The sequence below is a fragment of the Blautia sp. NSJ-175 genome (assembly GCF_022867815.1).
GTDB classification, from domain to species: Bacteria; Bacillota; Clostridia; order Lachnospirales; family Lachnospiraceae; genus Blautia; species Blautia celeris.
The window spans coordinates 1-21,507 of record NZ_JALIFQ010000002.1; the positions used below are offsets into that span (position 1 = coordinate 1).

General features: G+C 48.7%; 16 protein-coding genes and 1 riboswitch. Of the genes, 9 read left to right on the forward strand and 7 right to left on the reverse strand.

Annotation, left to right across the window (positions count from 1 at the left end; all coding sequences use genetic code 11):
- Positions 1–150 precede the first annotated feature (150 nt).
- The 5 genes from MUB35_RS03705 to MUB35_RS03725 all read right to left on the reverse strand — a co-directional run bounded on the left by MUB35_RS03705 (position 151) and on the right by MUB35_RS03725 (position 7,982).
- Positions 151–1,386 (reverse strand): peptidyl-prolyl cis-trans isomerase, encoded by a 1,236-nt coding sequence (locus MUB35_RS03705; RefSeq protein ID WP_243184273.1) that lies wholly within the window; start codon positions 1,384–1,386, stop codon positions 151–153.
- A 97-nt stretch (positions 1,387–1,483) separates the two neighbouring features.
- A complete protein-coding gene (mfd, locus tag MUB35_RS03710) occupies positions 1,484–5,053 on the reverse strand; it encodes a transcription-repair coupling factor (RefSeq protein WP_186970999.1) in 3,570 nt (1,189 codons plus the stop codon).
- 99 nt (positions 5,054–5,152) lie between these two features.
- Positions 5,153–5,725: an aminoacyl-tRNA hydrolase gene (pth, locus tag MUB35_RS03715; RefSeq protein ID WP_033144205.1), complete on the reverse strand. Its 573-nt coding sequence runs from the start codon at positions 5,723–5,725 to the stop codon at positions 5,153–5,155.
- A gap of 34 nt (positions 5,726–5,759) precedes the next feature.
- Positions 5,760–6,710: a TIGR03943 family putative permease subunit gene (locus MUB35_RS03720; RefSeq protein WP_244805812.1), complete on the reverse strand. Its 951-nt coding sequence runs from the start codon at positions 6,708–6,710 to the stop codon at positions 5,760–5,762.
- A 30-nt stretch (positions 6,711–6,740) separates the two neighbouring features.
- Positions 6,741–7,982, reverse strand: a complete 1,242-nt coding sequence (locus MUB35_RS03725; RefSeq protein WP_244805813.1) for a GTP-binding protein — start codon at positions 7,980–7,982, stop codon at positions 6,741–6,743.
- 444 nt (positions 7,983–8,426) lie between these two features.
- Here MUB35_RS03725 and nhaC point away from each other — a divergent pair, with 444 nt between their 5' ends.
- From nhaC to hisD, 3 genes are all read left to right on the forward strand, one after another.
- Positions 8,427–9,875 (forward strand): Na+/H+ antiporter NhaC, encoded by a 1,449-nt coding sequence (nhaC, locus tag MUB35_RS03730; protein WP_054350404.1) that lies wholly within the window; start codon positions 8,427–8,429, stop codon positions 9,873–9,875.
- A gap of 26 nt (positions 9,876–9,901) precedes the next feature.
- Complete coding sequence (locus MUB35_RS03735) at positions 9,902–10,801, forward strand: acetamidase/formamidase family protein (RefSeq protein WP_186971001.1); 900 nt, start codon at positions 9,902–9,904, stop codon at positions 10,799–10,801.
- Between the two features lie 69 nt (positions 10,802–10,870).
- Positions 10,871–12,136 carry a histidinol dehydrogenase gene (hisD, locus tag MUB35_RS03740; RefSeq protein ID WP_033142898.1) on the forward strand — a complete coding sequence of 422 codons (1,266 nt, stop codon included), beginning with the start codon at positions 10,871–10,873 and terminating at the stop codon, positions 12,134–12,136.
- 74 nt (positions 12,137–12,210) lie between these two features.
- Here the strand turns inward: hisD and MUB35_RS03745 are convergent, their stop codons facing one another.
- Positions 12,211–13,413: a MerR family transcriptional regulator gene (locus MUB35_RS03745; RefSeq protein ID WP_186971038.1), complete on the reverse strand. Its 1,203-nt coding sequence runs from the start codon at positions 13,411–13,413 to the stop codon at positions 12,211–12,213.
- 104 nt (positions 13,414–13,517) lie between these two features.
- Positions 13,518–14,561 carry a PDDEXK nuclease domain-containing protein gene (locus MUB35_RS03750; RefSeq protein WP_033142900.1) on the reverse strand — a complete coding sequence of 348 codons (1,044 nt, stop codon included), beginning with the start codon at positions 14,559–14,561 and terminating at the stop codon, positions 13,518–13,520.
- Positions 14,562–14,865: 304 nt separating this feature from the next.
- Between MUB35_RS03750 and MUB35_RS03755 the strand changes: the two genes are divergently transcribed.
- The 6 genes from MUB35_RS03755 to thiF all read left to right on the forward strand — a co-directional run bounded on the left by MUB35_RS03755 (position 14,866) and on the right by thiF (position 21,506).
- Positions 14,866–15,906: a threonine aldolase family protein gene (locus tag MUB35_RS03755; RefSeq protein WP_033142901.1), complete on the forward strand. Its 1,041-nt coding sequence runs from the start codon at positions 14,866–14,868 to the stop codon at positions 15,904–15,906.
- Positions 15,907–15,989: 83 nt separating this feature from the next.
- The gene (locus MUB35_RS03760; RefSeq protein ID WP_052099643.1) at positions 15,990–16,877 is read left to right on the forward strand and encodes an AraC family transcriptional regulator; all 888 of its coding nucleotides are present in this window, start codon (positions 15,990–15,992) and stop codon (positions 16,875–16,877) included.
- Positions 16,878–17,007: 130 nt separating this feature from the next.
- A complete protein-coding gene (locus MUB35_RS03765; RefSeq protein ID WP_033142902.1) occupies positions 17,008–19,005 on the forward strand; it encodes a glycoside hydrolase family 31 protein in 1,998 nt (665 codons plus the stop codon).
- A gap of 71 nt (positions 19,006–19,076) precedes the next feature.
- Positions 19,077–19,185: riboswitch (TPP riboswitch) on the forward strand.
- A 93-nt stretch (positions 19,186–19,278) separates the two neighbouring features.
- Positions 19,279–20,586, forward strand: a complete 1,308-nt coding sequence (gene thiC, locus MUB35_RS03770) for a phosphomethylpyrimidine synthase ThiC (RefSeq protein ID WP_033142903.1) — start codon at positions 19,279–19,281, stop codon at positions 20,584–20,586.
- Positions 20,587–20,656: 70 nt separating this feature from the next.
- A complete protein-coding gene (gene thiS / locus MUB35_RS03775; RefSeq protein WP_148391943.1) occupies positions 20,657–20,854 on the forward strand; it encodes a sulfur carrier protein ThiS in 198 nt (65 codons plus the stop codon).
- A 1-nt stretch (position 20,855) separates the two neighbouring features.
- The gene (gene thiF, locus MUB35_RS03780) at positions 20,856–21,506 is read left to right on the forward strand and encodes a sulfur carrier protein ThiS adenylyltransferase ThiF (protein WP_054350400.1); all 651 of its coding nucleotides are present in this window, start codon (positions 20,856–20,858) and stop codon (positions 21,504–21,506) included.
- The last annotated feature ends 1 nt before the right edge of the window (position 21,507 follow it).

The following is a 21,507-nucleotide window of genomic DNA, read 5'->3' on the forward strand; positions in this document are numbered from 1 at the left end:
GGAATGCTTTCCCGCCCCCGGCCCCGCGCCTCTTTTACCTGACTTTGGATGCGGCTGGAGTAAAAAAACTGCAGGGGTTCAGTTGGTTGGCTGGACCCTGCAGTTTTAGTTATTCGGTGGATAGTGATTACCCGGTATTTAAAGATAGTGTTACTCGGCGTTTGCTGCGTCGGTGTTGTCAGTGTCAGTGGCTCCGGTATCGCCTGTATTGGTGTCGCCTGTGTCAGCGGCTCCGGTATCGCCTGTATTGGTGTCGCCGGTGTCAGCAGCTCCGGTATCGCCTGTGTTGGTGTCGCCGGTGTCAGCGGCTCCGGTGTCACCTGTGTCGGTGGTCTCGGGCTGTTTAAAGGTGTAGGAGTCGGAATCAGTTAAGGTTACTTTTTTCCAGACTTTTTTGTCTACGTCTATTTTGGTGTCTTTGCCCCACTCTTTCAGGAGGTCATTGTAAGCTTCCTGTTTGCGCTCGGTGATGATGCTTTCTTTTTTGGACTGAGTGGCGTCCTCGTCGAAGGTGGCATCCATGCGGGCAACATAGTAGGCGTCCTCGCCTTCAATGACTTCAGGGGCTACCTGTCCGTCGGTCAGGGACTTAACGGCTTCCTTGAGTTTATCGTCCAGGGCAGTGTCGTCGCTGCCGAAGGTTTTGGTGGATGCAGTCAGGTTCTCGTCCACCTCTTTGGCAAGGGCATCCATATCTGCGGCTGCCGGGTCTTCCTGGGCATTGATTTTGTCAAGGACGGCCTGAGCCTGGTCTTTTTTGGCCTGTTTTTCTTCGTCGGTCAGTTCCACGGTTTTGCCTTCCTCATCCTGGGTTCCGGCTGTGGATATCTGGCAGACGGTTATTTTGCTCTGTGCAGCTTCGGAATCCTCCACATTGGTGTCCACATCAGCAGTCATGGGGTCGTACATTTTTTCCTGGTAGGTGTAGAACTCCAGGATGGTTTCAATATCAGACTGGCTGACAGCCAGTTTGGCAATGGTTTCTGCATCGTTGTCATCCATGAATTTCTTGGCTGCCTCTTCGATTTTTTTCTGCTCGTCCTCTGTGATGGTCACGTCATAGTCCTTGGCATGCTGTTTTAAGAGTACCATGTTATGTATCTGGTCCATCATGTCGTCTTTTGTGTTTTCACCGTAAGTTTTGCCGTCCTCGCCTTCCTGATCCCAGATTCCGGCTGTGGAGCCGCCGAACATGGAATAGTATGAGGCCATCTGTGCCTGTGTCATGCGAAGCATCATATTGGCCGTTCCCAGAGTTATTTTATCATCACCGCAGGTAGCAGCTATTTTCGTTCCGTCCAGTGATTTCCCGCAGCCAGCAAGGCTTGTGGTTCCCAGAACCACTACAAGTCCCGCGCAGGCGAGAGTTTTTGTAAATTTATTCATAAAGTCCTCCTGTGTTTTCCTGTTTCCCCAAGGGGTATGAGATAAAGCATCGGCCATAGGGTGCGCCGACGCTTTATAGTATAAGCTTTTTTTCCGTTCAGGGCAAGGGATTTTCCTCTTTTTCCTGTAAAATCCCCTCAAATTCGCGGAGAATACCGGACAATATATCCATAGCGTCCAGAATCTCTTTTGGCCTGCGGCCCTTTAAAGATACCAGGAAATATGGCTGGCCTTCCATACGCATGGTCATGTTGTTCTTGTATTTTTCCAGAATAGCCGGGAATCCTGAAGCGTCCAGTTCTGCACGCTCAAACATGGAAATTTTCACCTCTGTGCCGTTCTGTTTGATCTCACGCACATAGACTTTGTGGGCAAGGGCCTTCAGATTGGCGATCGCCAGCAGGTTCTGTACGGATTTCGGCGGCTCCCCGAAACGGTCCATGAGCTCCTCCAGCATATCCTCGTACTCCTCCTGGTTCTCTATGCCGGCAATGCGTTTGTATATGTCCAGCTTTTGGTATTCGTTTGGAATGTAGCGGGGAGGGATGAAGGCATCCATATCCAGGTCGATGGTTGTCTCGAAGTCCTCCTGCTGTTTGATTCCTTTTGCCTCCTTTACCGCCTCACTCAGCATCTTGCAGTAAAGGTCATATCCCACTGCCTCCATATGGCCGTGCTGCTCCGCACCCAGTAAGTTTCCGGCACCGCGGATCTCCAGATCACGCATGGCGATCTTGAAGCCGCTTCCCAGGTCCGTGAACTCACGGATAGCATGAAGGCGTTTTTCCGCCACTTCCTTGAGCATTTTGTTCCTCTTATACATGAGGAATGCGTAGGCGGTGCGGTTGGAACGGCCCACGCGGCCCCTGAGCTGATAGAGCTGGGACAGGCCCATCTGGTCCGCATCGTGGATGATCATGGTATTGGCATTGGAGATGTCCAGACCCGTCTCAATGATGGTGGTGGAGACAAGCACATCAATCTCACCGTTGATAAAACCATACATGATCTTCTCCAATTGATGCTCGTGCATCTGTCCATGGGCAAATGCCACATTTGCCTCCGGGACCAGCTTTGCTACCCGGTTGGTGATCTCATCTATGTCATTGACCCGGTTATAAACGTAATAGACCTGGCCGCCCCGGGCAATCTCCCGGCTGACAGCTTCCCGGACCATCTCCTCATTGTACTCCATGACATAGGTCTGTATGGGAGTTCTGTCCATGGGGGCCTCCTCCAATACGCTCATGTCACGGATACCGATCAGGCTCATGTGCAGGGTTCTCGGAATAGGAGTAGCTGTCAGTGTGAGAACATCCACATTTTCCTTCAGACTTTTGATCTTCTCCTTATGGGTCACGCCAAATCGCTGCTCCTCATCCACGATGAGAAGGCCCAGGTCTTTGTATTTTACGTCTTTTGAGAGAAGACGGTGGGTGCCGATAACAATGTCCACCAATCCCTTCTGCAGATCTGTTATGGTCTTCTTCTGCTCCGCCGGTGTTTTAAAACGGCAGAGCAGGTCCACACGGACCGGAAAATCCTTCATTCTCTGGATAAAAGTGTTGTAGTGCTGCTGTGCCAGAATGGTTGTGGGGACAAGATACACTACCTGTTTGCTCTCCTGCACGGCTTTGAAAGCTGCCCGGATGGCGATCTCTGTCTTGCCGTATCCCACGTCGCCGCAGACCAGGCGGTCCATGATCTTCCTGCTCTCCATATCGTGTTTTGCAGCATCAATGGCATTTAGCTGGTCTTCCGTCTCCTCAAAGGGAAACATCTCCTCAAATTCCTTCTGCCACACTGTGTCAGGCCCGTACTGATAGCCGTTCTGGGACTGTCTGGCAGCGTAGAGCGCCACCAGATCCTTGGCAATGTTCTTTACAGCGCCTCTTACCCTTGTCTTTGTCTTCTTCCACTCCTGACCGCCCAGTTTGTTGAGTTTCGGCGCTTTCGCATCCGCTCCGGCGTATTTCTGCAGCATATCAAGCTGGGTTGCCAGAATGTAAAGATTGCTCCTGCCGGAGTATTCGATCTTAATATAATCCTTGACGATTTTGTCTACCGTGACCTTCTCAATGCCGCGGTAAATACCAAGGCCATGGTTTTCATGGACTACATAGTCGCCCACATTCAGTTCGGAAAAGCTCTGGATCTTCTTTCCGCTGTACTCAGTCTTCTTCCTGCGCTTTTTCTTCTCCTGCCCGAAAATATCGGTTTCGGTGATCAGGACAAATTTGATCAGCGGGTATTCAAATCCGCGCTTTGCGTGGCCGTAGGCAGTCATGATCTCGCCCGGGGATATGGTTCTGTCCATGTCCTCCGTGTAAAAACTGTTGAGTTCCTGTTCCTGAAGGTCCTGGGCAAGCCTCTGGGCCCTTGTCCTGGAACCGGAGAGGAGAAGCACCTGGTAGCCGTTCTTCTTCCAGTATTTCAAATCTTTAACCAGCAGCTCAAAGCTGTTGTTATAGGAATTCACAGATTTTGTGACTGTGCGGTACTGTCCGTTTATTTCCCAGTCTGCTTTCTGCTGCTCCATGGTACAGACGGATACACAGTTTTTCCGGTTCAGACGGTAGACCACCTTTTTCCATCCGCACAGCAGGTCTGTCTGACCGGCAAGGAGGTAGCCTTTTTCCAGGCGGTTCTTCATGCTCTCCCGAAATTCTGTCTCCACAGCCTCCCCTTTTTCCAGAAGACGGTTTGTCTCATCCAGGAATACAAGGGTATTATCCTCATCAAAATAGTCCAGAAATGTCACAGGCTCCTTATAAAAATAACGGATAAAGTGTTCTGCTGCCGCAAAGTCCTCGAACTCCTTCATGGCATTTACCGCTTCCTCCACCGTGTTTTTAAGTCTGCCTGCCTCCTCTGTGAGAAATGCCTCCCGGAGCTTTTTCACAGATGTATTCTTTTCCTTCTCAATGGCCTTTAAGCCCTTTTCCAGTACCTCCTGGGTCAGCACCATTTCCGCCGCGGGATAGATGGTGATCTCCTCGAGATTTTCTATGGAGCGCTGGCTCTCTGTCTCAAAGCTTCGGATAGAATCAATCTCATCGCCCCACAATTCTATTCGAATAGGGTTTTCCTCCGTGAGAAGAAACAGGTCCACAATACCGCCGCGGATGGCAAACTGTCCCGGCGCTTCCACCTGGGCGCTGTACTCAAATCCCATGTTGATCAGATCTTTTTTCAGCTTTTGAAGGTCCAGCACACTGTCATTTTTAAAATGCAGCACGTGCTGCTCAATGACGGACAGCGGCAGCAGATAGTCCATGCAGCCGCCCATACTGGTGATGACGGTCACGCCTTTCTTCTGCAGAAGGGCTGCGATCACCTGCATCCTCTGTTTCGTCAGCAGATTTCCGTGGATATCTGCCTGGAAGAAAATCAGATCCTTTGCAGGGTAGAGAAGCACCTCCCTGTCGTAAAAACGGTAATCCTCATAGAGTTCTTTTGCCTTCAGGTCATTTTCGGCAATGATGAGACAATTGGTATTGTCCCGCTTCCCGTCCTGCCTCATGCCCTCAAACAGGCCGTACATCACATGGGCTTTCTGGGATTCAATGCAGCCGGACAGCTGCAGAACACCCCTGTTCTTTGGAAGGCGGCTTCTGATTTCCTGATATTCATTTAAATTTAAAAGTGGCTGTATGACTGCTTGCATATCCCTCTCCTGTTACCCGGCATTTATATGCAGATATCCGCCCTATGGCAAAGTGGTTTTCATAGGCGGATACCCGCTGCAATTCCATTGACTGAATCATTACTTCTTTTTTGCATTATATTTGTTCATGGCAGCATCTATGCCTTCGCTGAGTATCACTTCCACTGCATCCGCAGCCTCCCCGATGGCTTTATCCACTTCCTCCCTCTCCTGGGTGGAAAAGCGGCCCAGCACATAATCAGCCAGATCCCAGCCTGCCGGTTTTGCACCCACACCCACCTTGATACGGTAAAAATTCTGGGTGCCGAGCTGTGCGATAATGCTTTTCATTCCATTATGCCCTCCGGCGCTGCCTTTTTTCCGGATGCGTATCTGTCCCGGCTCCAAATCTATGTCATCGTAAATGACGATCAGCTCTGTCTCCGGGTCTATTTTATAGTAATTGATAAACTCCCGTACAGAATCACCGCTCAGGTTCATATAGGTAAGGGGCTTTGCCAGTATCACTTTTTCACCAGCGATCATCCCTTTGCCGTACATTGCCTTGTGCTGGATGCCTGATCCGGGAATCCTATGCCGGTCAACCAGCTCGTCCACGGTATCAAACCCCATATTGTGGCGGGTTCTCTCATACTGTTTTCCCGGGTTTCCAAGTCCTGCAATTAAATACATGTGGTTGATTCTCCTTAGTTATTTCCTCGCTTTTTTAGTTGAAATATACCAGTTCTTCTTTCAGCGGCTCTGTCTGTTCCACGGATACTGCGGTGAGCACAGGACCCTCTTTATTGTAGAAGTCCATATACTCATAATCCACTTCTGCCACAACCTTCACCCATTTTCCTGTTCTTAAAGAACGTGCTTCCGGGCTTTTGCAGACATAGCCGATAAATGTGGTATCATCCGCACAGCAGGTCATAGCCATACGGCCGGGCACAAACATATCTTTCGCAAATTCTCTGGATTTTAAAACCATGCCTGTGAAAGAAACTTTTTTCCCTTTGTAGGTTTCCGGATGGTCCATGGCGTCAATGAACCAGATGCCGTAATCCTCGTCCATGATCTCAATAATATCTGCGTTTACGTCAAAAGGCATTTCATCTTCAAAAATATTTTCAATCTCGCCTTCCTCATCCTCGAAGATGATCTCTGCTGCTTGATTCACTACTTTCACACTTCTGCGGAAGGTTGCCAGCGGCATACCCTGCTCGCAGCGGTTAAAAAGAACCATGTCCGCATTTCTTATCCTTTCCACAAAAAGGGATTTCATGTTGTTCATATACACCTGGAAGGTGCTGGCATCCACCGTCACAATGTGCTGGACGATTCCCCAGCCTTTCGGCATATCCATCTCTTCCAGTTTACTGAGCTGCCACATGCCGTTGTATTCAATAATAATGCGGGCCGGATTGTAAAATGCATCGTATGCCACAAGACGCTCCGGCGTCAGTTCCTCGGGGTTGTCCAGGATTTCCACAGAAGTCCTGCTCTTTTTTAATGCCTGTTTGTCAAACTCCTCCTCACCTTCCTCACAGAGGATCAAAAGTGTGGGGCCGTCTATCTGAAAATAATCCTGCTCAATGGTAAAATTCAGGAAAGAGGTCTTGCCGCTCTCCAAAAATCCTGCCATGAGATAAATAGGTACTGTAATTTCATCCATTTTTCCACGTCCTTTCCCTAGAGCTTGTTCTTATGCCAGTTTAAAAAGTTTTTCCAGACTGCTTTCTTTGAGCTTGGAGCCGATCACACAGATCCTGCCCGTATATTCCGGTGAACCTTCGCGCACATCTGCCTCGCCCGGTACCATGTCAAAATAAATCCAGCTTCCGTTTTTGCCTTCTACCATTCCTTTTGCACGAAGGATCATGCCGTATTCCTCATCGTCTGACAGTGCTTCCAGGATAGCATGGATTTCTTCTTCTGTGTAAGTTTTGGCTGTCTCGCGTCCCCAGCTGGTGAAAACTTCGTCTGCGTGATGGTGATGATGGTCATGGTCATGGGTGTGACCGCAGCCGCAGGATTCGGTGTGGTGGTGGTCGTGATCACATTCCTCTTCATGGTGATGGTCGTGGCCGCATTCCTCTTCATGGTGATGCTCATGGCCGCATTCCTCTCCGTGGTGATGGTCATGACTGCATTCCTCTCCATGGTGATGGTCATGATCACATTCCTCTCCATGGTGATGCTCATGACCGCATTCCTTTCCATGGTGATGCTCATGACCGCATTCCTCTCCATGGTGGTGCTCATGACCGCATTCCTCTTCATGATGATGCTCATGGTGTCCGCCGCATACCGGGCATACTTCCTCTTCCAGAAGCTCTTTTTCCAGAGAACGGTTATTTTCCATGGTATCCAGAATTTTTGCCCCGGATAATTTTTCAATCGGTGTTGTGATAACTGCAGCCGACTTATTCAATCCGCGGATTATCTGAAGGGCTGCGATTACCTTCTCCTCTGCCGCTTTGTCCGTTCTGCTCAGGATAATAGTCCCTGCATACTCTATCTGATTGCTGAAAAATTCACCAAAATTCTTCATATACATTTTGCATTTCATAACATCCACAAGTGTTGTGAAGCTGTTGAGTTTTATGTCAACCTCTCCTTCCACTTTTTTAACTGCTTTGATCACATCGGATAGTTTTCCTACACCTGAGGGCTCAATGATAATACGGTCCGGCTCATACTTCTGAATCACCTCTTTTAAAGCCTCCCCAAAATCTCCGACCAGGGAACAGCAGATACAACCGGAATTCATTTCACGAATCTCAATTCCGGCCTCCTTCAGAAAACCGCCGTCGATACCAATCTCTCCGAACTCATTTTCAATGAGCACTACCTGCTCGCCTTTGTATGCCTCTTTCAGAAGCTTTTTAATCAAAGTTGTCTTACCTGCTCCCAAAAAACCCGAAAAAATGTCAATCTTTGTCATCTCTGTCTCATCCTTTCAAAATTAATTTTATTTATATTGTATCTGAGTATGTCTGAAACTTATTATCTGCCTGTAAATCCAGCCAATTTCATATCCGTCCACGGCCGGTATCTCTCTACCCGGCCATAACACGGTAAAAGGGGACGAAAGTACCACTTCCGCCCCTGCTGTGCATGAATTTGTCCAAAACGCTTTTGCGTTCTTATCATATTATCATATGTTGATAGAAATTAGCAAGATTTTTTCGTCCAGAAAAAGAGCAATTTTCTGACACGCTGTAACAGTACAGACAAGCTGAACCGTTACGACACACTCTGATACAAAATATGGAGTATACTCCATGAAATCCTTCTTTTTCCTTGTTGACATTGGTTTTACAGGCTATGATAGTCTTAATTCATCAAAAGCTGAAGCGTTTTTCAGTAAGAATGGAGGAAAAGATTTATGAATGCAAAAGAAAAAGTGAAGAAAGAGCCTACCCTGCTCCTGGCTCTGACACCGGTAGTGCTGACTGTCATCATCCTGATTTTTTCTGTGTCTGTGCTGAAGGTGGATGTTCAGGTTCCGCTTATACTGGGTACCTGCATTACGGCATTTATTGCCATTGTCTTTCTGGGTTACACCTGGCAGGATCTGGAGGATGGAGCCATTGAATCGCTGAAAAGTATCATGCAGGCTGTGCTGCTGCTGATCATCATCGGCGCTACCATTGGAACCTGGATCGTGGGCGGTGTAGTTCCTGCACTCGTTTACTACGGGCTGCAGATTCTCACGCCTGCCTTCTTCCTGGTGGCCTGTATGATCCTGTGCAGTATTGTCTCCCTTGCTGCAGGCGGTTCCTGGGCTACTGTGGGCACCATCGGCATTGCCCTTGTGGGAATCGCAAAGGGACTGGATATTCCTGTCGGTCTGGCAGGCGGTGCCATTATATCCGGTGCCTATTTCGGTGATAAAATGTCTCCCCTGTCCGATACCACGAACCTGGCTGCTGCCATTGCGGGCGCAAAACTCACAGACCATATCAAACATATGATGTACACTACTGTCATTGCCTATGGTATTTCCATTGTGGGCTTCGGCATCATCGGTTTCCGTTTTGCCGGACAGGAGTTAGACCACGGACAGATCAACGGAATCCTGGACGCTCTGGCTGCCAACTATAACATTACCCCCTGGCTGCTCCTGGTACCTGTCATTGTAATTGTCCTGATTGCCCTAAAAGTCCCGGCTATCCCCGGTCTCTTCGCCGGAACAGTGCTCGGTATGATCTGCGGGGTTGTCTTCCAGCATCAGGATTTATCCATTGTGTTCAATGCAGTACAGAACGGTGTTGTAGTTGAGACAGGCCATGCCATGGTAGATGAACTTCTCACAAGAGGCGGACTGATGAGCATGATGTGGACGGTTTCCCTTATCATCTGCGCCCTGTCCTTCGGCGGTATACTGGAATGTACCGGCATGATGAGCGTAATCGCCAACAAACTGCTGGAATTTGCCAAAAATACAGGTTCACTGGTGCTTGTCACCATTATCTCTGCCCTGTTCTGCAATGTACTCCTTGGAGACCATTGCATTGCCATTGCCATTCCGGGCAGAATGTTCAAGGATGAATACCGAAAGCGCGGACTTGCCCCGAGGAACCTCTCCCGTGTACTGGAGGATGCCGGCACTGTCACTTCCCCGCTCATCCCCTGGAATACCTGCGGTGCCACCATGTCCGGCTTCCTGGGTGTGCCCACACTGACCTATCTGCCTTACTGCTTCTTTAATATCCTCTGCCCTATCGTCTCAGCCATCTTTGGCTTTACAGGGCTGACCATCATGAAGCTGGAGGATGACCCTTCTTCTGACCAGTATGTGGAAAAGAAGGGAAAACGCCTTGTTAAAGAATAAAAATGTTTGTTTTCTGGAGGAACTTTATGAAAAATCTTAACCGGGACCAAGTGATCTATACCATGAGCAGAGAGCACGCTCCTGTTCTCACAGTTAAAAACGGTGAAACCGTCACAGTACATACCTATGACTGTTTTAAAGACAGGCTGATCCCAGATGACAGCTCCTTTGACTCTCTGCTCTTTGATGAGTTAAACCCCGCCACAGGCCCCATTTTTGTTGAAGGCGCCAAACCGGGGGATACCCTGAAAGCAGAGATCCTGGATATCTCCCTCGCCCCCACAGGCGTAACGGAAATTGATTCTGAATTTGGCTGCCTTGCTCATTTGGTGAAAACCCCTGCCGTCAAACGTCTGCCGGTAAGAAACGGAAAGATCGGCTTCAGCCCCAGGCTTTCCCTTGACTTAAAACCCATGGTCGGTGTCATCGGCGTAGCCCCGGCAGGACAGGCTATCCCCACAGATACACCTGATTCCCACGGCGGAAATATGGACTGTACCCAGATTAAAACAGGTTCCAGTATTTATTTCCCTGTTGCTGCAGAAGGTGCGCTTTTATCCCTGGGTGATCTTCATGCCTGCATGGGCGACGGGGAAATCGGAGGCTGCGGTGTGGAAACCGCAGGTGAGGTCACCTTAAAACTGACCGTGATCCCCAATCATCAGAAACCTTACCCTGTTGTTGTCACTGACAAAGAGGTTATGGCTGTTGCCTCCTGCAAAACAGTGGATGAGGCCTGGGCAAAAGCTGTGGAGTACCTGCATGATTACATGGTAACCGAAACAGAACTGACCTCTGATGAGGCGATCATGCTCCAGTCCATAGCTGCAGACCTGTCCATCTGCCAGACTGTAAATCCGAACAAAACGGTGCGTATGTCCATCCCCTTAAAATATCTGGAGGCATACGGATACCGGAAGAAATAATCTGCTTGCCAAAGCATTTCCCTCTCTTGTATACTGGATGTAACAACCAGCTGCAAGGGAGGGATTTTTTTGGAATATTTGAAAAAAGCAAAGCCTGTGGACCGTCAGAAACAACAGAATCTGGAAGCCGAAGTCCATGCCATTATCAGGGATGTCTCCGCAAGGGGAGACAGAGCTTTGATTGAATACAATACACAATTTGACGGAAATACACGCACAAGCCTGCGCATTTCCCCGGAGGAAATCCGACGGGCCTATGATCTTACTTCCCCTGCATTGATCGAGGACCTGAAAACCACGGCACAGCGTCTGGAGGATTTCGCCCTGAAGCAGAAGGCTTCCCTGCACGGTTTTTCCGATTATGAAATATCTCCCGGCATTTTTCTCGGACAGAAGATCATTCCGGTGGACTCCTGCTGCTGTTATGTTCCGGGCGGCGGGTATCCGCTGTACTCCACTGCCCTGATGATGGGCATTACTGCCCGGACAGCAGATGTGAGAAGAATTGCCATGTGCACGCCTGCCGTCAACGGGACAGACAGTGTCCACCCTTCCACCCTGGTAGCCATGGATATTGCCGGAATCCGTGAAATATACGCGCTGAGCGGTGCCCATGCGGTTGCCGCCTTTGCCTGCGGAACAGAGCAGATAGAACCTGTGGACATGATCGTAGGCCCGGGCAATCAGTATGTGACAGAGGCCAAGCGCCAGTGTTACGGGCGTATCGGTATTGACTTTCTGGCCGGCCCCAGTGAAATTCTGGTTATCGCTGACCGGGAGGCAGACCCTGCCTGCATCGCGGCGGACCTTCTCTCAGAATCTGAACATGACTCCCAGGCGATTGCCCGGCTGATCACCACAGATAAGACACTTGGGCTTGAGGTGATCCGTCAGGTGGAAAAGCAGCTTCCCGAGCTTGAGACAGAGGACATTGCATCCGCCTCCTGGAACACCTGCGGTGAAGTTATACTGGCAGACTCCCTGGATGACGCATGCCGTCTTGCCAATGCCTTTGCCCCGGAACATCTGGTGCTGCAGTTTGCCGGTGCAGAGGCCTATACGGATAAATTTAAGAATTACGGTTCCCTGTTTATGGGAAAATATTCTGCTGTTGTATACAGTGACTATGTAAACGGCATTAACCATACCCTGCCCACAGGAAAGGCCGCCCGGTACAGCGGCGGTGTCTGGATCGGTACCTTTTCCAGGGTCTGCACGACCCAGCGGCTGACAAAGGAGGCTGCTCATCAGGTTGCAGCACTTGCCTCCCACCTGGCGGAAGGGGAAGGTTTCCCGGGACATGCCAATGCTGCAGCCATACGGCTGAAATCCTGAAAAGACTTGAAATCCTATAAACTTTTTGCAGGATGGAAAAAAACAGGCCGATGACCGGAAGAATCCTCTTCCGGTCATCGGCCTGTTTTTTGTGTGCCTGTCTTTTGTACTGCTGTACTTTCCTCTGTTTTGCTCTCATACAGTAAAAGCTGGTTCCCTTTTCCCACTTCCACCGGACATTCGATGGTACGCTCCTTTATAAGGGCATATCCATTCCCTTTCATTTCCTCAAGGAACTGTTTTTTATCAAATATTCTTCCTTCATTTTTTCCGGAGAAATAGCAGCCTATGATCTCGCCGTTTTCCTTCAGATATTCCGGCATCCGGCCGGATATAGATTCCCCATGGCATGTTTCTCTGTAATTCGAGCTGAAATAGTCGATCAGCAGATCCACGCTTCCCTTTTTCAGAGGATAATTACCGCTGCCATCGGCAACATACAGAATATCAAGGTCAAGCTTCAGGTACTCGATCCTCTCTTTGTACATTCTGAGCACCTGTGGGTAGCGGTCTGTAATAATAAACAGTACACGATTCTCTATTTTTCTGAAATGCGTATACAGATAGAAAAATTCATTGATATCCGTCTCCATAACCACCCTGTCATAGAGCTGCATTCCTGAAATACGATGAAGGAGAAAGTTATAGCTTCTCTGCAGCATCGTCACCACAGATGCGGGAAGGTCTTTATATTTTTCCCGCTCCAGATCCGCACCCCCGTCCGCTTCATCTGCCGCGCCGGGTGACAAAAGGATTCCGTCCCTGATCTCAAGGGCATATCCGCAGGAACAGGCCAATTTTCCATTATAAATATATCTGCTGTTCATCTGCACCTGCTCAACGGCAAATGCTTCTCCGCAGAAAGGACAGCGCAGGTATTCCAACGCCTTTAGGGGAGCGCCCACCAGCACTTTATCCCCTGCGGTCTCGATGGTGAAGGATTTCTCTTCCTCTTCTATGCGTGCAATCTCATCTTCGATATTTTCAATATCCTTACGCAGAGATTTTCTCTTTTTGTCCAGAAGAATCAGGTACTCAGCTATTTCCTGGGGTTCTACCCAGTTGGAAGTGCGCCGCAGAGACAAAACTTTCTGGATCTCTTTCAACAGGAATCCCATTTCCTTCAGCTTATGAATCCAGCGGATGTCCTCAATACTGTCCTCACTGAAATCATACAGATTCCCATGCCTCCCGGGAACCAGAAGGCCCAGCTCCATGTAGTAGCGGATTGTATCCTGGGATATATGCAGTAATTTTGAAACCTCACCTATTTTGATACAACCTCACCTCTCTTCTCACCCGGATCGCTGCGCCAGCAGATGCACACTGCGGTTCAATTTCACTTTTATATTTCACACTTAACTTTATTTCTTAGTGCTTGTTAATCATCATACTCATCATCATATTCCATTGCCTGACGTTCTCTGGCTTCCTCTAATGCTCTGTTAATCTGCTCTGTTAACAAATGCTTTTCCGGCAAAACAGTCAAATACTGTGAAACACGAATGCCTGCCTTATCTAACTGTAAAAGTTCAATTTGCTCGTTTCCTCCTTCTGTACATAAAATCAGCCCTAAAGGAGTTTCCTCGCCGTCCTGCATTTCATACTTTTCCAACCAGCGCAGATACAATTCCATCTGTCCTTTATACGACGCCTTAAACTTTCCGAGTTTTAGTTCTACCGCTACCAATCTATGTAATGCCCTGTTGAAAAACAACATGTCCAGAAAAAAATCCTCACCGTCTATTACCATATGCTTCTGCCGTTCAACAAATGTAAATCCTGTTCCTAACTCCATTATAAATTTCTCCAGTTCGGTCAACAGCATTTCTTCAAGGTTTTTTTCTTTAAAATTACCTCTTAATCCGGTAAAATCAAGAAAATATGGATTGTGAAAAACAATATCCGGAGACACTTTATCTTTATTCTTTAGTTCCGCAATCTCCTGTCTGATCAATTCTTCTGGCTTTGAACTGATTGCGGTTCTTTCATACAACATGCCACTTATTTTTTTCCGCAATGTTCTGACATTCCATTTTTCATATCTGCATAATTCCGCATAAAAATCTCGTGCAACATCATCTTTTACAGGAATCAATGCAACGAAATGTGACCAGGATAATTGTCGTGACAGTGTAACGACATTCTCCAACGAAGGAAAACTTTTTGCAAACTGCATCATCCTTCGTAATTTTTTCTCATCATAACTGTTACCATAATATGCTGTTAATTGTCGTGACAACGTCACGACTATCTGCTTTCCGTATTGAGCTCTGGCGTTTCCCAATACATCTTCATTAATTCGATTTCCAATATTCCAAAATAATATTGTGATTTCCGCATTAGCAACGGCCGCTACTTTTGTTTTTGACTCCTGTATGAGATGATTTATATCTTGAAATAATTTATTTACGGTCTCTTCCATATACACCTCTCCTCATGAACATCATAATGTGTTATATCAATCCAACAGTTCATCCAAAACTTGCCTCGTTGCGCCCATTATATTGCGAACTGCGTTCCCAATCTTCTGCAGTCGCCAAATGTGAGCAAGCTCCCACTTGGCTCGTTGCGCCCATTATATCAACAAAAACGGACATTTTCAACGAAATGATTTGTTTTTCCTGCAAAGTGTGATAGAATGTAGCTTGAAACAGCAGCATGTCATTCGGAGCCTGAAAAACGGACTTCGGATGCGGATAGAAATACAGGAAAAGGGGATTTTTGCCATGTATAGTTTTCAGAATGATTACAGTGAAGGAGCGCACCCTAACATACTCAGGGCGCTGGAAACCATCAATTATCACCAGAACAATTCATACGGACTGGACGAGCACAGTGACAACGCAAGGGAATTGATTCAGGAAGCACTTGAGGATTACAGCGTGGACATTCATTTTATCGCCGGAGGTACTCTCACCAACCTGACTTTTATCTCCCATATTCTGCGTCCATATGAAGCTGTTTTAAGTGCCGATACCGGTCACATCAACACTCACGAGACCGGGGCTATTGAATCCACGGGGCATAAGGTATTTTCCATTCCCGCGGATGACGGAAAACTGACACCGGACCTGATTCGTCCTGTCTTAAAATTACATGAAAATGAACACTGGGTGGAACCACGCCTGGTTTATATATCCAATCCCACAGAGGTGGGAACTGTTTACACCAAAGAAGAGCTGGAAACTCTGTATGCCTTCTGCAAACGCCACGACCTGTATCTGTACATGGACGGCGCGCGCCTGGCTATGGCCCTGGCTGTGGAGGAGACACACCTGACCTTCCCGGACCTGCCGGATTTATGTGACGCCTTCTACATCGGCGGAACGAAAGTGGGCGCCATGTTCGGCGAGGCTCTTGTTATTGTAAAAGAAGAATTTAAAGACCATTTCCGCTTCAATATGAAACAGCACGGAGCAATCCTTGCAAAGGGCTGGATGATGGGCGTTCAGTTCGAGGAACTTTTTAAAGAAGGGCTGTATCTGGAGCTTGGACGCAAAGGTGTTGCCATGGCACAGATTCTTAAGGATGTGTTTGAAAAAGCAGGCATCCCGCTTCTGGCACCGGCACCTACCAACCAGGTATTCCCTATTTTCCCGGATGCTCTGGCGGAAGCGGTAAACGAAAGATTTCTGACCACCTTCCAGTGCAAACCCGATCCGGAACACACCTGCCTCAGATTCTGTACTTCCTGGGCAACCAGTGAGGATGCAGTCAGGGATTTCGCCTCAGAGTTTGAGGATCTGGCAGCCAAATTCAACAGATAACACCTGAACTTAAACTTAATGTAAAGGCATTCCGGAAGCTTCTTAATCCTGAATGCCTTTTTTTATTATAGGAGACTCCTTATATGAATATCGATCCAGCCGTCAATGATAATTTAAAAGAACAAGCAGCCCACGGAAGTCATGAATTTCCCCTTCAGGTATATCAGGACATGGAATACTGCGAAAACGGGCTGATCCTTTACAACCACTGGCATGAGGAGGCAGAGATCCTCTTTGTGACAGAAGGCATGATGGAGCTGGTGGTAGACGGCATTTCCATCATTGCCGGAAAAGACACCATTGTACTGATTCCCCCAAACCAGCTTCATGGTGCCTATCAATACAGGGATCAAACCTGCCGTTTTACCTCCATTGTGTTCCACCCTGACTTTATTTCCAGTAAAAATCAGGATGCCATCCAGGCCGGACAGTTAAATCCGTTCTTTGAGAACAGCTTTGTGTCCTCCTATGTTATATACGGCACGGATTTGAAATGTGAGGCTGTTCAGCATCTCCTCGGGGAACTCACAGCAGCCTATCACGCCTCCCATCCCTATCGGGAACTGCTGATCAAGGGATACCTTTACCAGATTTTATTTCATCTTCTGATAAAAGAAGAAAAGCACAATATAAAATCCACATCCGACTATATAAATGAGGAGCGGAAAAAGAAGATTCTAAGATACATTGATGAAAATTACCAGAACCCCTTAAACCTTGATTCCCTTGCCAAATCCGTCTCCCTGAGCAGGGAACAGTTCTGCCGCTTTTTCAAAAAATCTTTCCGCTCCACCCCTGTCTCTTACCTGAACCGCTACCGCATTAACCGTTCCATGTCGCTGTTAAGGGAGACCGGTCTTCCCGTCATAGATATTGCTCTTGCTGTAGGATTTGACAGCAGCAACTACTTTGCCGTATCTTTCCGAAAGGCAACGGGAATGACGCCCAGTCAGTTTAGAAATATGACATGATTTTAATATACCCTGACATCATAATAGATGTTTTTTCCCCGGGATAATCTTATAATACTGGAAAATGAACGTCAGCCGTGATTGTCCGGCCAGAGCGCTACACAACTTATTTATCTACAGGAGGAAAATTATGTCATTCTTTACCCAAAGCGAAAATTATATTGAATACCACAATGCCGGCGAAACCCTCCGCATTATGGCATGGGGCGCAAACAGCCTGAGAGTTGTTTCCGTACCCTCCGGTCCCCTGGACCTTTCAAGCAGTGCCCTGAAAGAACAGGAACCGTCACACACACAGATTCAGGCAGACGAGGAAACTGCCACGATCACAAACGGCAAAATCTCCGCTCTCATTGACACAAGAGGCTGGAACAGCGCGGCGGTTGTCACCTTCTTTAACGACAAAAAGGAAATACTTCTCAAAGAGATGGACGGCGGCGGCGCCCTGATCCGCAGGGCCCGTAAATTTTCCCCTTATATCGGCGGCGATTACCGTCTGAAGGTCAGCTTTGAGGCCAACAAGGACGAAAAAATATACGGCATGGGCCAGTATCAGCAGGACATCCTGGATCTGAAAGGCTGCAATATTGAACTGGCCCACAGAAACTCCCAGGCATCCATCCCCTTCTATGTATCCAGCAAAGGCTACGGCTTCTTCTGGCACAATCCCGCCATCGGCAGCGTCTCCTTCGGCAAAAATGTAACAGAGTGGCGGGCTGACAGCACCAAAAAAATGGACTACTGGATCACAGCAGGCGACACTCCCGCTCAGATCGAATCTCAGTACAGCCAGGTGACGGGGCGCGCTCCCATGATGCCGGAATGCGGACTGGGCTTCTGGCAGTGCAAACTGCGCTACCATAACCAGGAACAGGTATTGTCTGTTGCCAGAGAATATCACCGCCGGGGCATTCCTGTGGATGTGTTTGTGGTTGACTATTATCACTGGCCGCGGTGCGGAGACTACCGTTTTGATGAGCATTTCTTCCCGGACCCCAAGGCCATGGCGGAAGAACTGCGCTCTTACGGAATGGAACTTATGGTATCCGTGTGGCCCCAGATCGACTGGCGCAGTGAGAACTTCAAGGAGATGCGCCAGAAGGGTCTTCTCGTCCAGACAGAACACGGCCTGAACGTCCAGATGGATTTCCAGGGCAACAATGTATTCTATGATGCCACCAACCCTGAGGCCAGAGAATATGTCTGGGAGAAATGCAGAAAGAATTACAGGGAAAACGGAGTCAAACTCTTCTGGCTGGATGAAGCGGAACCGGAATATACCACCTATGATTACGAAAACTACCGTTACTATGCCGGAAGCGTCATGCAGCAGGGAAACATTTACCCCAGAGAATACGCCCGCGGCTTCTATGAAGGCCAGAAAGCAGCCGGCCAGGAGGACGTTCTGAACCTGGTGCGCTGTGCCTGGGCAGGAAGCCAGCAGTACGGTGCCCTGATCTGGTCCGGTGATATCCACTCCACCTATCAGGATTTCCGCAACCAGATCGTGGCCGGCCTGCAGATGGGGCTCTCCGGAATCCCCTGGTGGACCACAGATATCGGCGGCTTCCACGGCGGCAACATTTATGACAAAGACTTCCAGGAACTGCTGATCCGCTGGTTCCAGTTCGGCGCCTTCTGCCCTGTTATGCGCCTTCACGGCAACCGCCTCCCGCGCACACCGCTCTACAAAGCAGACGGAGAGGAGACTGAGGGAACCGGCGCAGACAATGAGATCTGGAGTTATGGGGAAGAAAATTACCAGATCATGAAGAAATTCATTGAGATCCGTGAAATGATGCGGGATTATACCAGAAGCCTTATGGCTGAGGCACACGAGACAGGCGCTCCGGTTATGCGTACCATGTTCTATGAATTCCCGGAGGATTTAAACACCTGGGAACTGGATACCCAGTACATGTACGGCCCGGACATTCTGGCAGCTCCTATTGTGGAACCCCACGCCTTCAGGCGGAAGGTCTATCTGCCTGAGGGCAGCACCTGGACCAATGCCCATACGGGTGAAATTCTGGAAGGCGGACAGTGGATCGAAGCGGAAGCTTCCATGGATACCCTTCCTGTATTTCTGCGGGATGGCAGACAGGAATATCTGATCAAAAATATATAATATAAAATTCAGTGTTGACAATTTTCTCCAGCCGCTATATGATTATGGCAGGAAAAATACCTGAAAACAATTGAATACGCAAGGGGAGCTGACGCGTCGGCTGAGAGGAAATACGAACGGATTTCGACCCTGAGAACCTGATACGGATAATGCCGGCGTAGGAAGCGAACCAGAAGTTTATGTAATATTTGGTGCACCCCATCAGGGGTGCATTTTTTTCACCTCTTCTATCTCCTTCCGGGCATTTCCGTGTCACACAGAAAGGAGATTTACATGCAGTACACAACACAGATGGACGCTGCCAGAAAAGGCATTATCACAAAAGAGATGGAATCGGCAGCCAAAAAAGAACAGATGGATGTCAGAGAACTCATGACTCTTATGGCCAAAGGCCAGGTCATCATTCCCTGCAACAAAAAACACACCTCTCTGGAGCCAAACGCCATTGGTTCCATGCTCAGAACGAAGATCAATGTAAATCTGGGCATTTCCAGGGACTGCAAAGACATGGACATGGAAATTGAAAAAGTCAACAACGCGGTAAAAATGGGTGCTGAATCTATTATGGATCTGAGCTCCTACGGGGATACCCGCACCTTCCGCAGACGCTTGACAAAAGAATGTCCTGCCATCATCGGAACCGTCCCCATCTATGACGCTGTAGTCTACTATCACAAACCCCTGAAAGAGATCACTTCCCGCCAGTGGCTTGACATTGTCCGCATGCACGCCGAGGACGGGGTGGACTTCATGACCATCCACTGCGGCATCAACAAAGAGACTGCCGGAAAATTCAAACGAAACAAACGTCTGACCAATATCGTTTCCCGCGGGGGCTCCATCATCTTTGCCTGGATGGAAATGACAGGCCAGGAAAACCCCTTCTACGAACATTATGATGAGATTCTGGATATCTGCCGGGAATACGACATTACCATGAGCCTTGGAGACGCCTGCCGCCCCGGATGCATTCAGGATGCCTCTGATATTTCCCAGATCGAGGAGCTGATCACTCTGGGTGAGCTGACAAAACGCGCCTGGGAAAAGGATGTACAGGTTATGGTGGAAGGCCCCGGACACATGCCCCTTGACCAGATTGAGGCCAATATGAAGATTCAGCAGACACTCTGTCAGGGTGCCCCCTTCTATGTGCTGGGTCCCCTGGTGACAGACATTGCCCCCGGATACGACCACATTACCGCTGCCATCGGCGGTGCCATTGCAGCCACCTACGGCGCTTCCTTCCTGTGCTATGTGACCCCGGCGGAACACCTGCGTCTGCCCAATCTGGAGGACGTAAAGGAAGGTATTATAGCTTCCCGCATCGCAGCACATGCCGCAGATATTGCTAAAGGTGTAAAAGGCGCTGCCGACTGGGACAATAAAATGAGTACAGCCCGCAAGAAACTGGACTGGGAAGAAATGTTCCGTCTCTGTCTGGACCCGGAAAAAGCCGGGCGCTACCGGGCAGAGGCAAAGCCTGAAAAGGAGGACACCTGCAGCATGTGCGGTAATTTCTGCGCAGTCAGGAACATGAACCGTATCCTGGAAGGTGAGATTGTCAGCATCTATGACGAATGATAAAAGCAGCACTGCAAATACGAAGACCTGTTAAGCAGTCACACAGCACATACATAAAGAGGTATATCAAATGATAACAATCAACGGAAATGCCATTCAGCTTACTGCCCCCTGTACAGTGGAAACCCTCCTAGTGGAACGGGGTTATTCCCTGCAGCGCATCGCTGTGGAGAGAAACGGTGATATTCTTTCCAAAAACCGTTACGCTGACACCATCGTTCAGGATGGAGATACCTATGAGATTGTCAGCTTTGTAGGAGGCGGCTGATTTGGAAGAAAGACATACGATCCTGTCCAAAGACGAAATCGAGGAAGTTCTTATAGAACGCCATACCCTCCCCATACACCGGAAACTCCGGAATGCCGGTGCCGCCATTGCCGGCCTCGGCGGTCTGGGCTCCCATGTGGCTGTAATGCTGGCGCGTACCGGCATCGGAAGCCTTCACCTGATCGATTTTGACCGGGTGGAGCCCAGCAATTTGAACCGGCAGATTTACAGGATGAAGCATTTAGGCAGGTATAAAACAGAAGCGCTGAAAGAAGAGATCTCAGAGATCAACCCTTACATCTCAGTCCGCACCGACACAGTTAAGGTAACAGATAACAATATAGACCGCCTGTTTAGGGATGACAAGATCATCTGTGAAGCATTTGACCGGGCAGAAAATAAGGCCATGCTGGTCAACTATCTTCTGGAACACCGTCCGGATACTTTCATTGTATCCGGTTCGGGCATGGCCGGCTATGGGAGCAGCAACTCCATACATACAGAAAAGAGGATGAAAAACCTGTATCTCTGCGGGGACGGCACCAGTGACATTGCCTCCGGCATAAGCCTGACAGCTCCCAGAGTCACTCTCTGTGCAGCACATCAGGCCAATATGATACTGCGGCTCATTCTAGGAGAAAAAGACGTATAGA

Coding starts and splice junctions, on each gene's coding strand:
- MUB35_RS03765 (WP_033142902.1), top strand. CDS start 17,008: ATGTCATTCTTTACCCAAAGCGAAAATTATATTGAATACCACAATGCC.
- MUB35_RS03755 (WP_033142901.1), top strand. CDS start 14,866: ATGTATAGTTTTCAGAATGATTACAGTGAAGGAGCGCACCCTAACATA.
- thiS (WP_148391943.1), top strand. CDS start 20,657: ATGATAACAATCAACGGAAATGCCATTCAGCTTACTGCCCCCTGTACA.
- nhaC (WP_054350404.1), top strand. CDS start 8,427: ATGAATGCAAAAGAAAAAGTGAAGAAAGAGCCTACCCTGCTCCTGGCT.
- pth (WP_033144205.1), bottom strand. CDS start 5,725: ATGTATTTAATTGCAGGACTTGGAAACCCGGGAAAACAGTATGAGAGA.
- thiC (WP_033142903.1), top strand. CDS start 19,279: ATGCAGTACACAACACAGATGGACGCTGCCAGAAAAGGCATTATCACA.
- MUB35_RS03705 (WP_243184273.1), bottom strand. CDS start 1,386: ATGAATAAATTTACAAAAACTCTCGCCTGCGCGGGACTTGTAGTGGTT.
- MUB35_RS03725 (WP_244805813.1), bottom strand. CDS start 7,982: ATGACAAAGATTGACATTTTTTCGGGTTTTTTGGGAGCAGGTAAGACA.
- MUB35_RS03750 (WP_033142900.1), bottom strand. CDS start 14,561: ATGGAAGAGACCGTAAATAAATTATTTCAAGATATAAATCATCTCATA.
- MUB35_RS03735 (WP_186971001.1), top strand. CDS start 9,902: ATGAAAAATCTTAACCGGGACCAAGTGATCTATACCATGAGCAGAGAG.
- mfd (WP_186970999.1), bottom strand. CDS start 5,053: ATGCAAGCAGTCATACAGCCACTTTTAAATTTAAATGAATATCAGGAA.
- MUB35_RS03760 (WP_052099643.1), top strand. CDS start 15,990: ATGAATATCGATCCAGCCGTCAATGATAATTTAAAAGAACAAGCAGCC.
- MUB35_RS03720 (WP_244805812.1), bottom strand. CDS start 6,710: ATGGATGAAATTACAGTACCTATTTATCTCATGGCAGGATTTTTGGAG.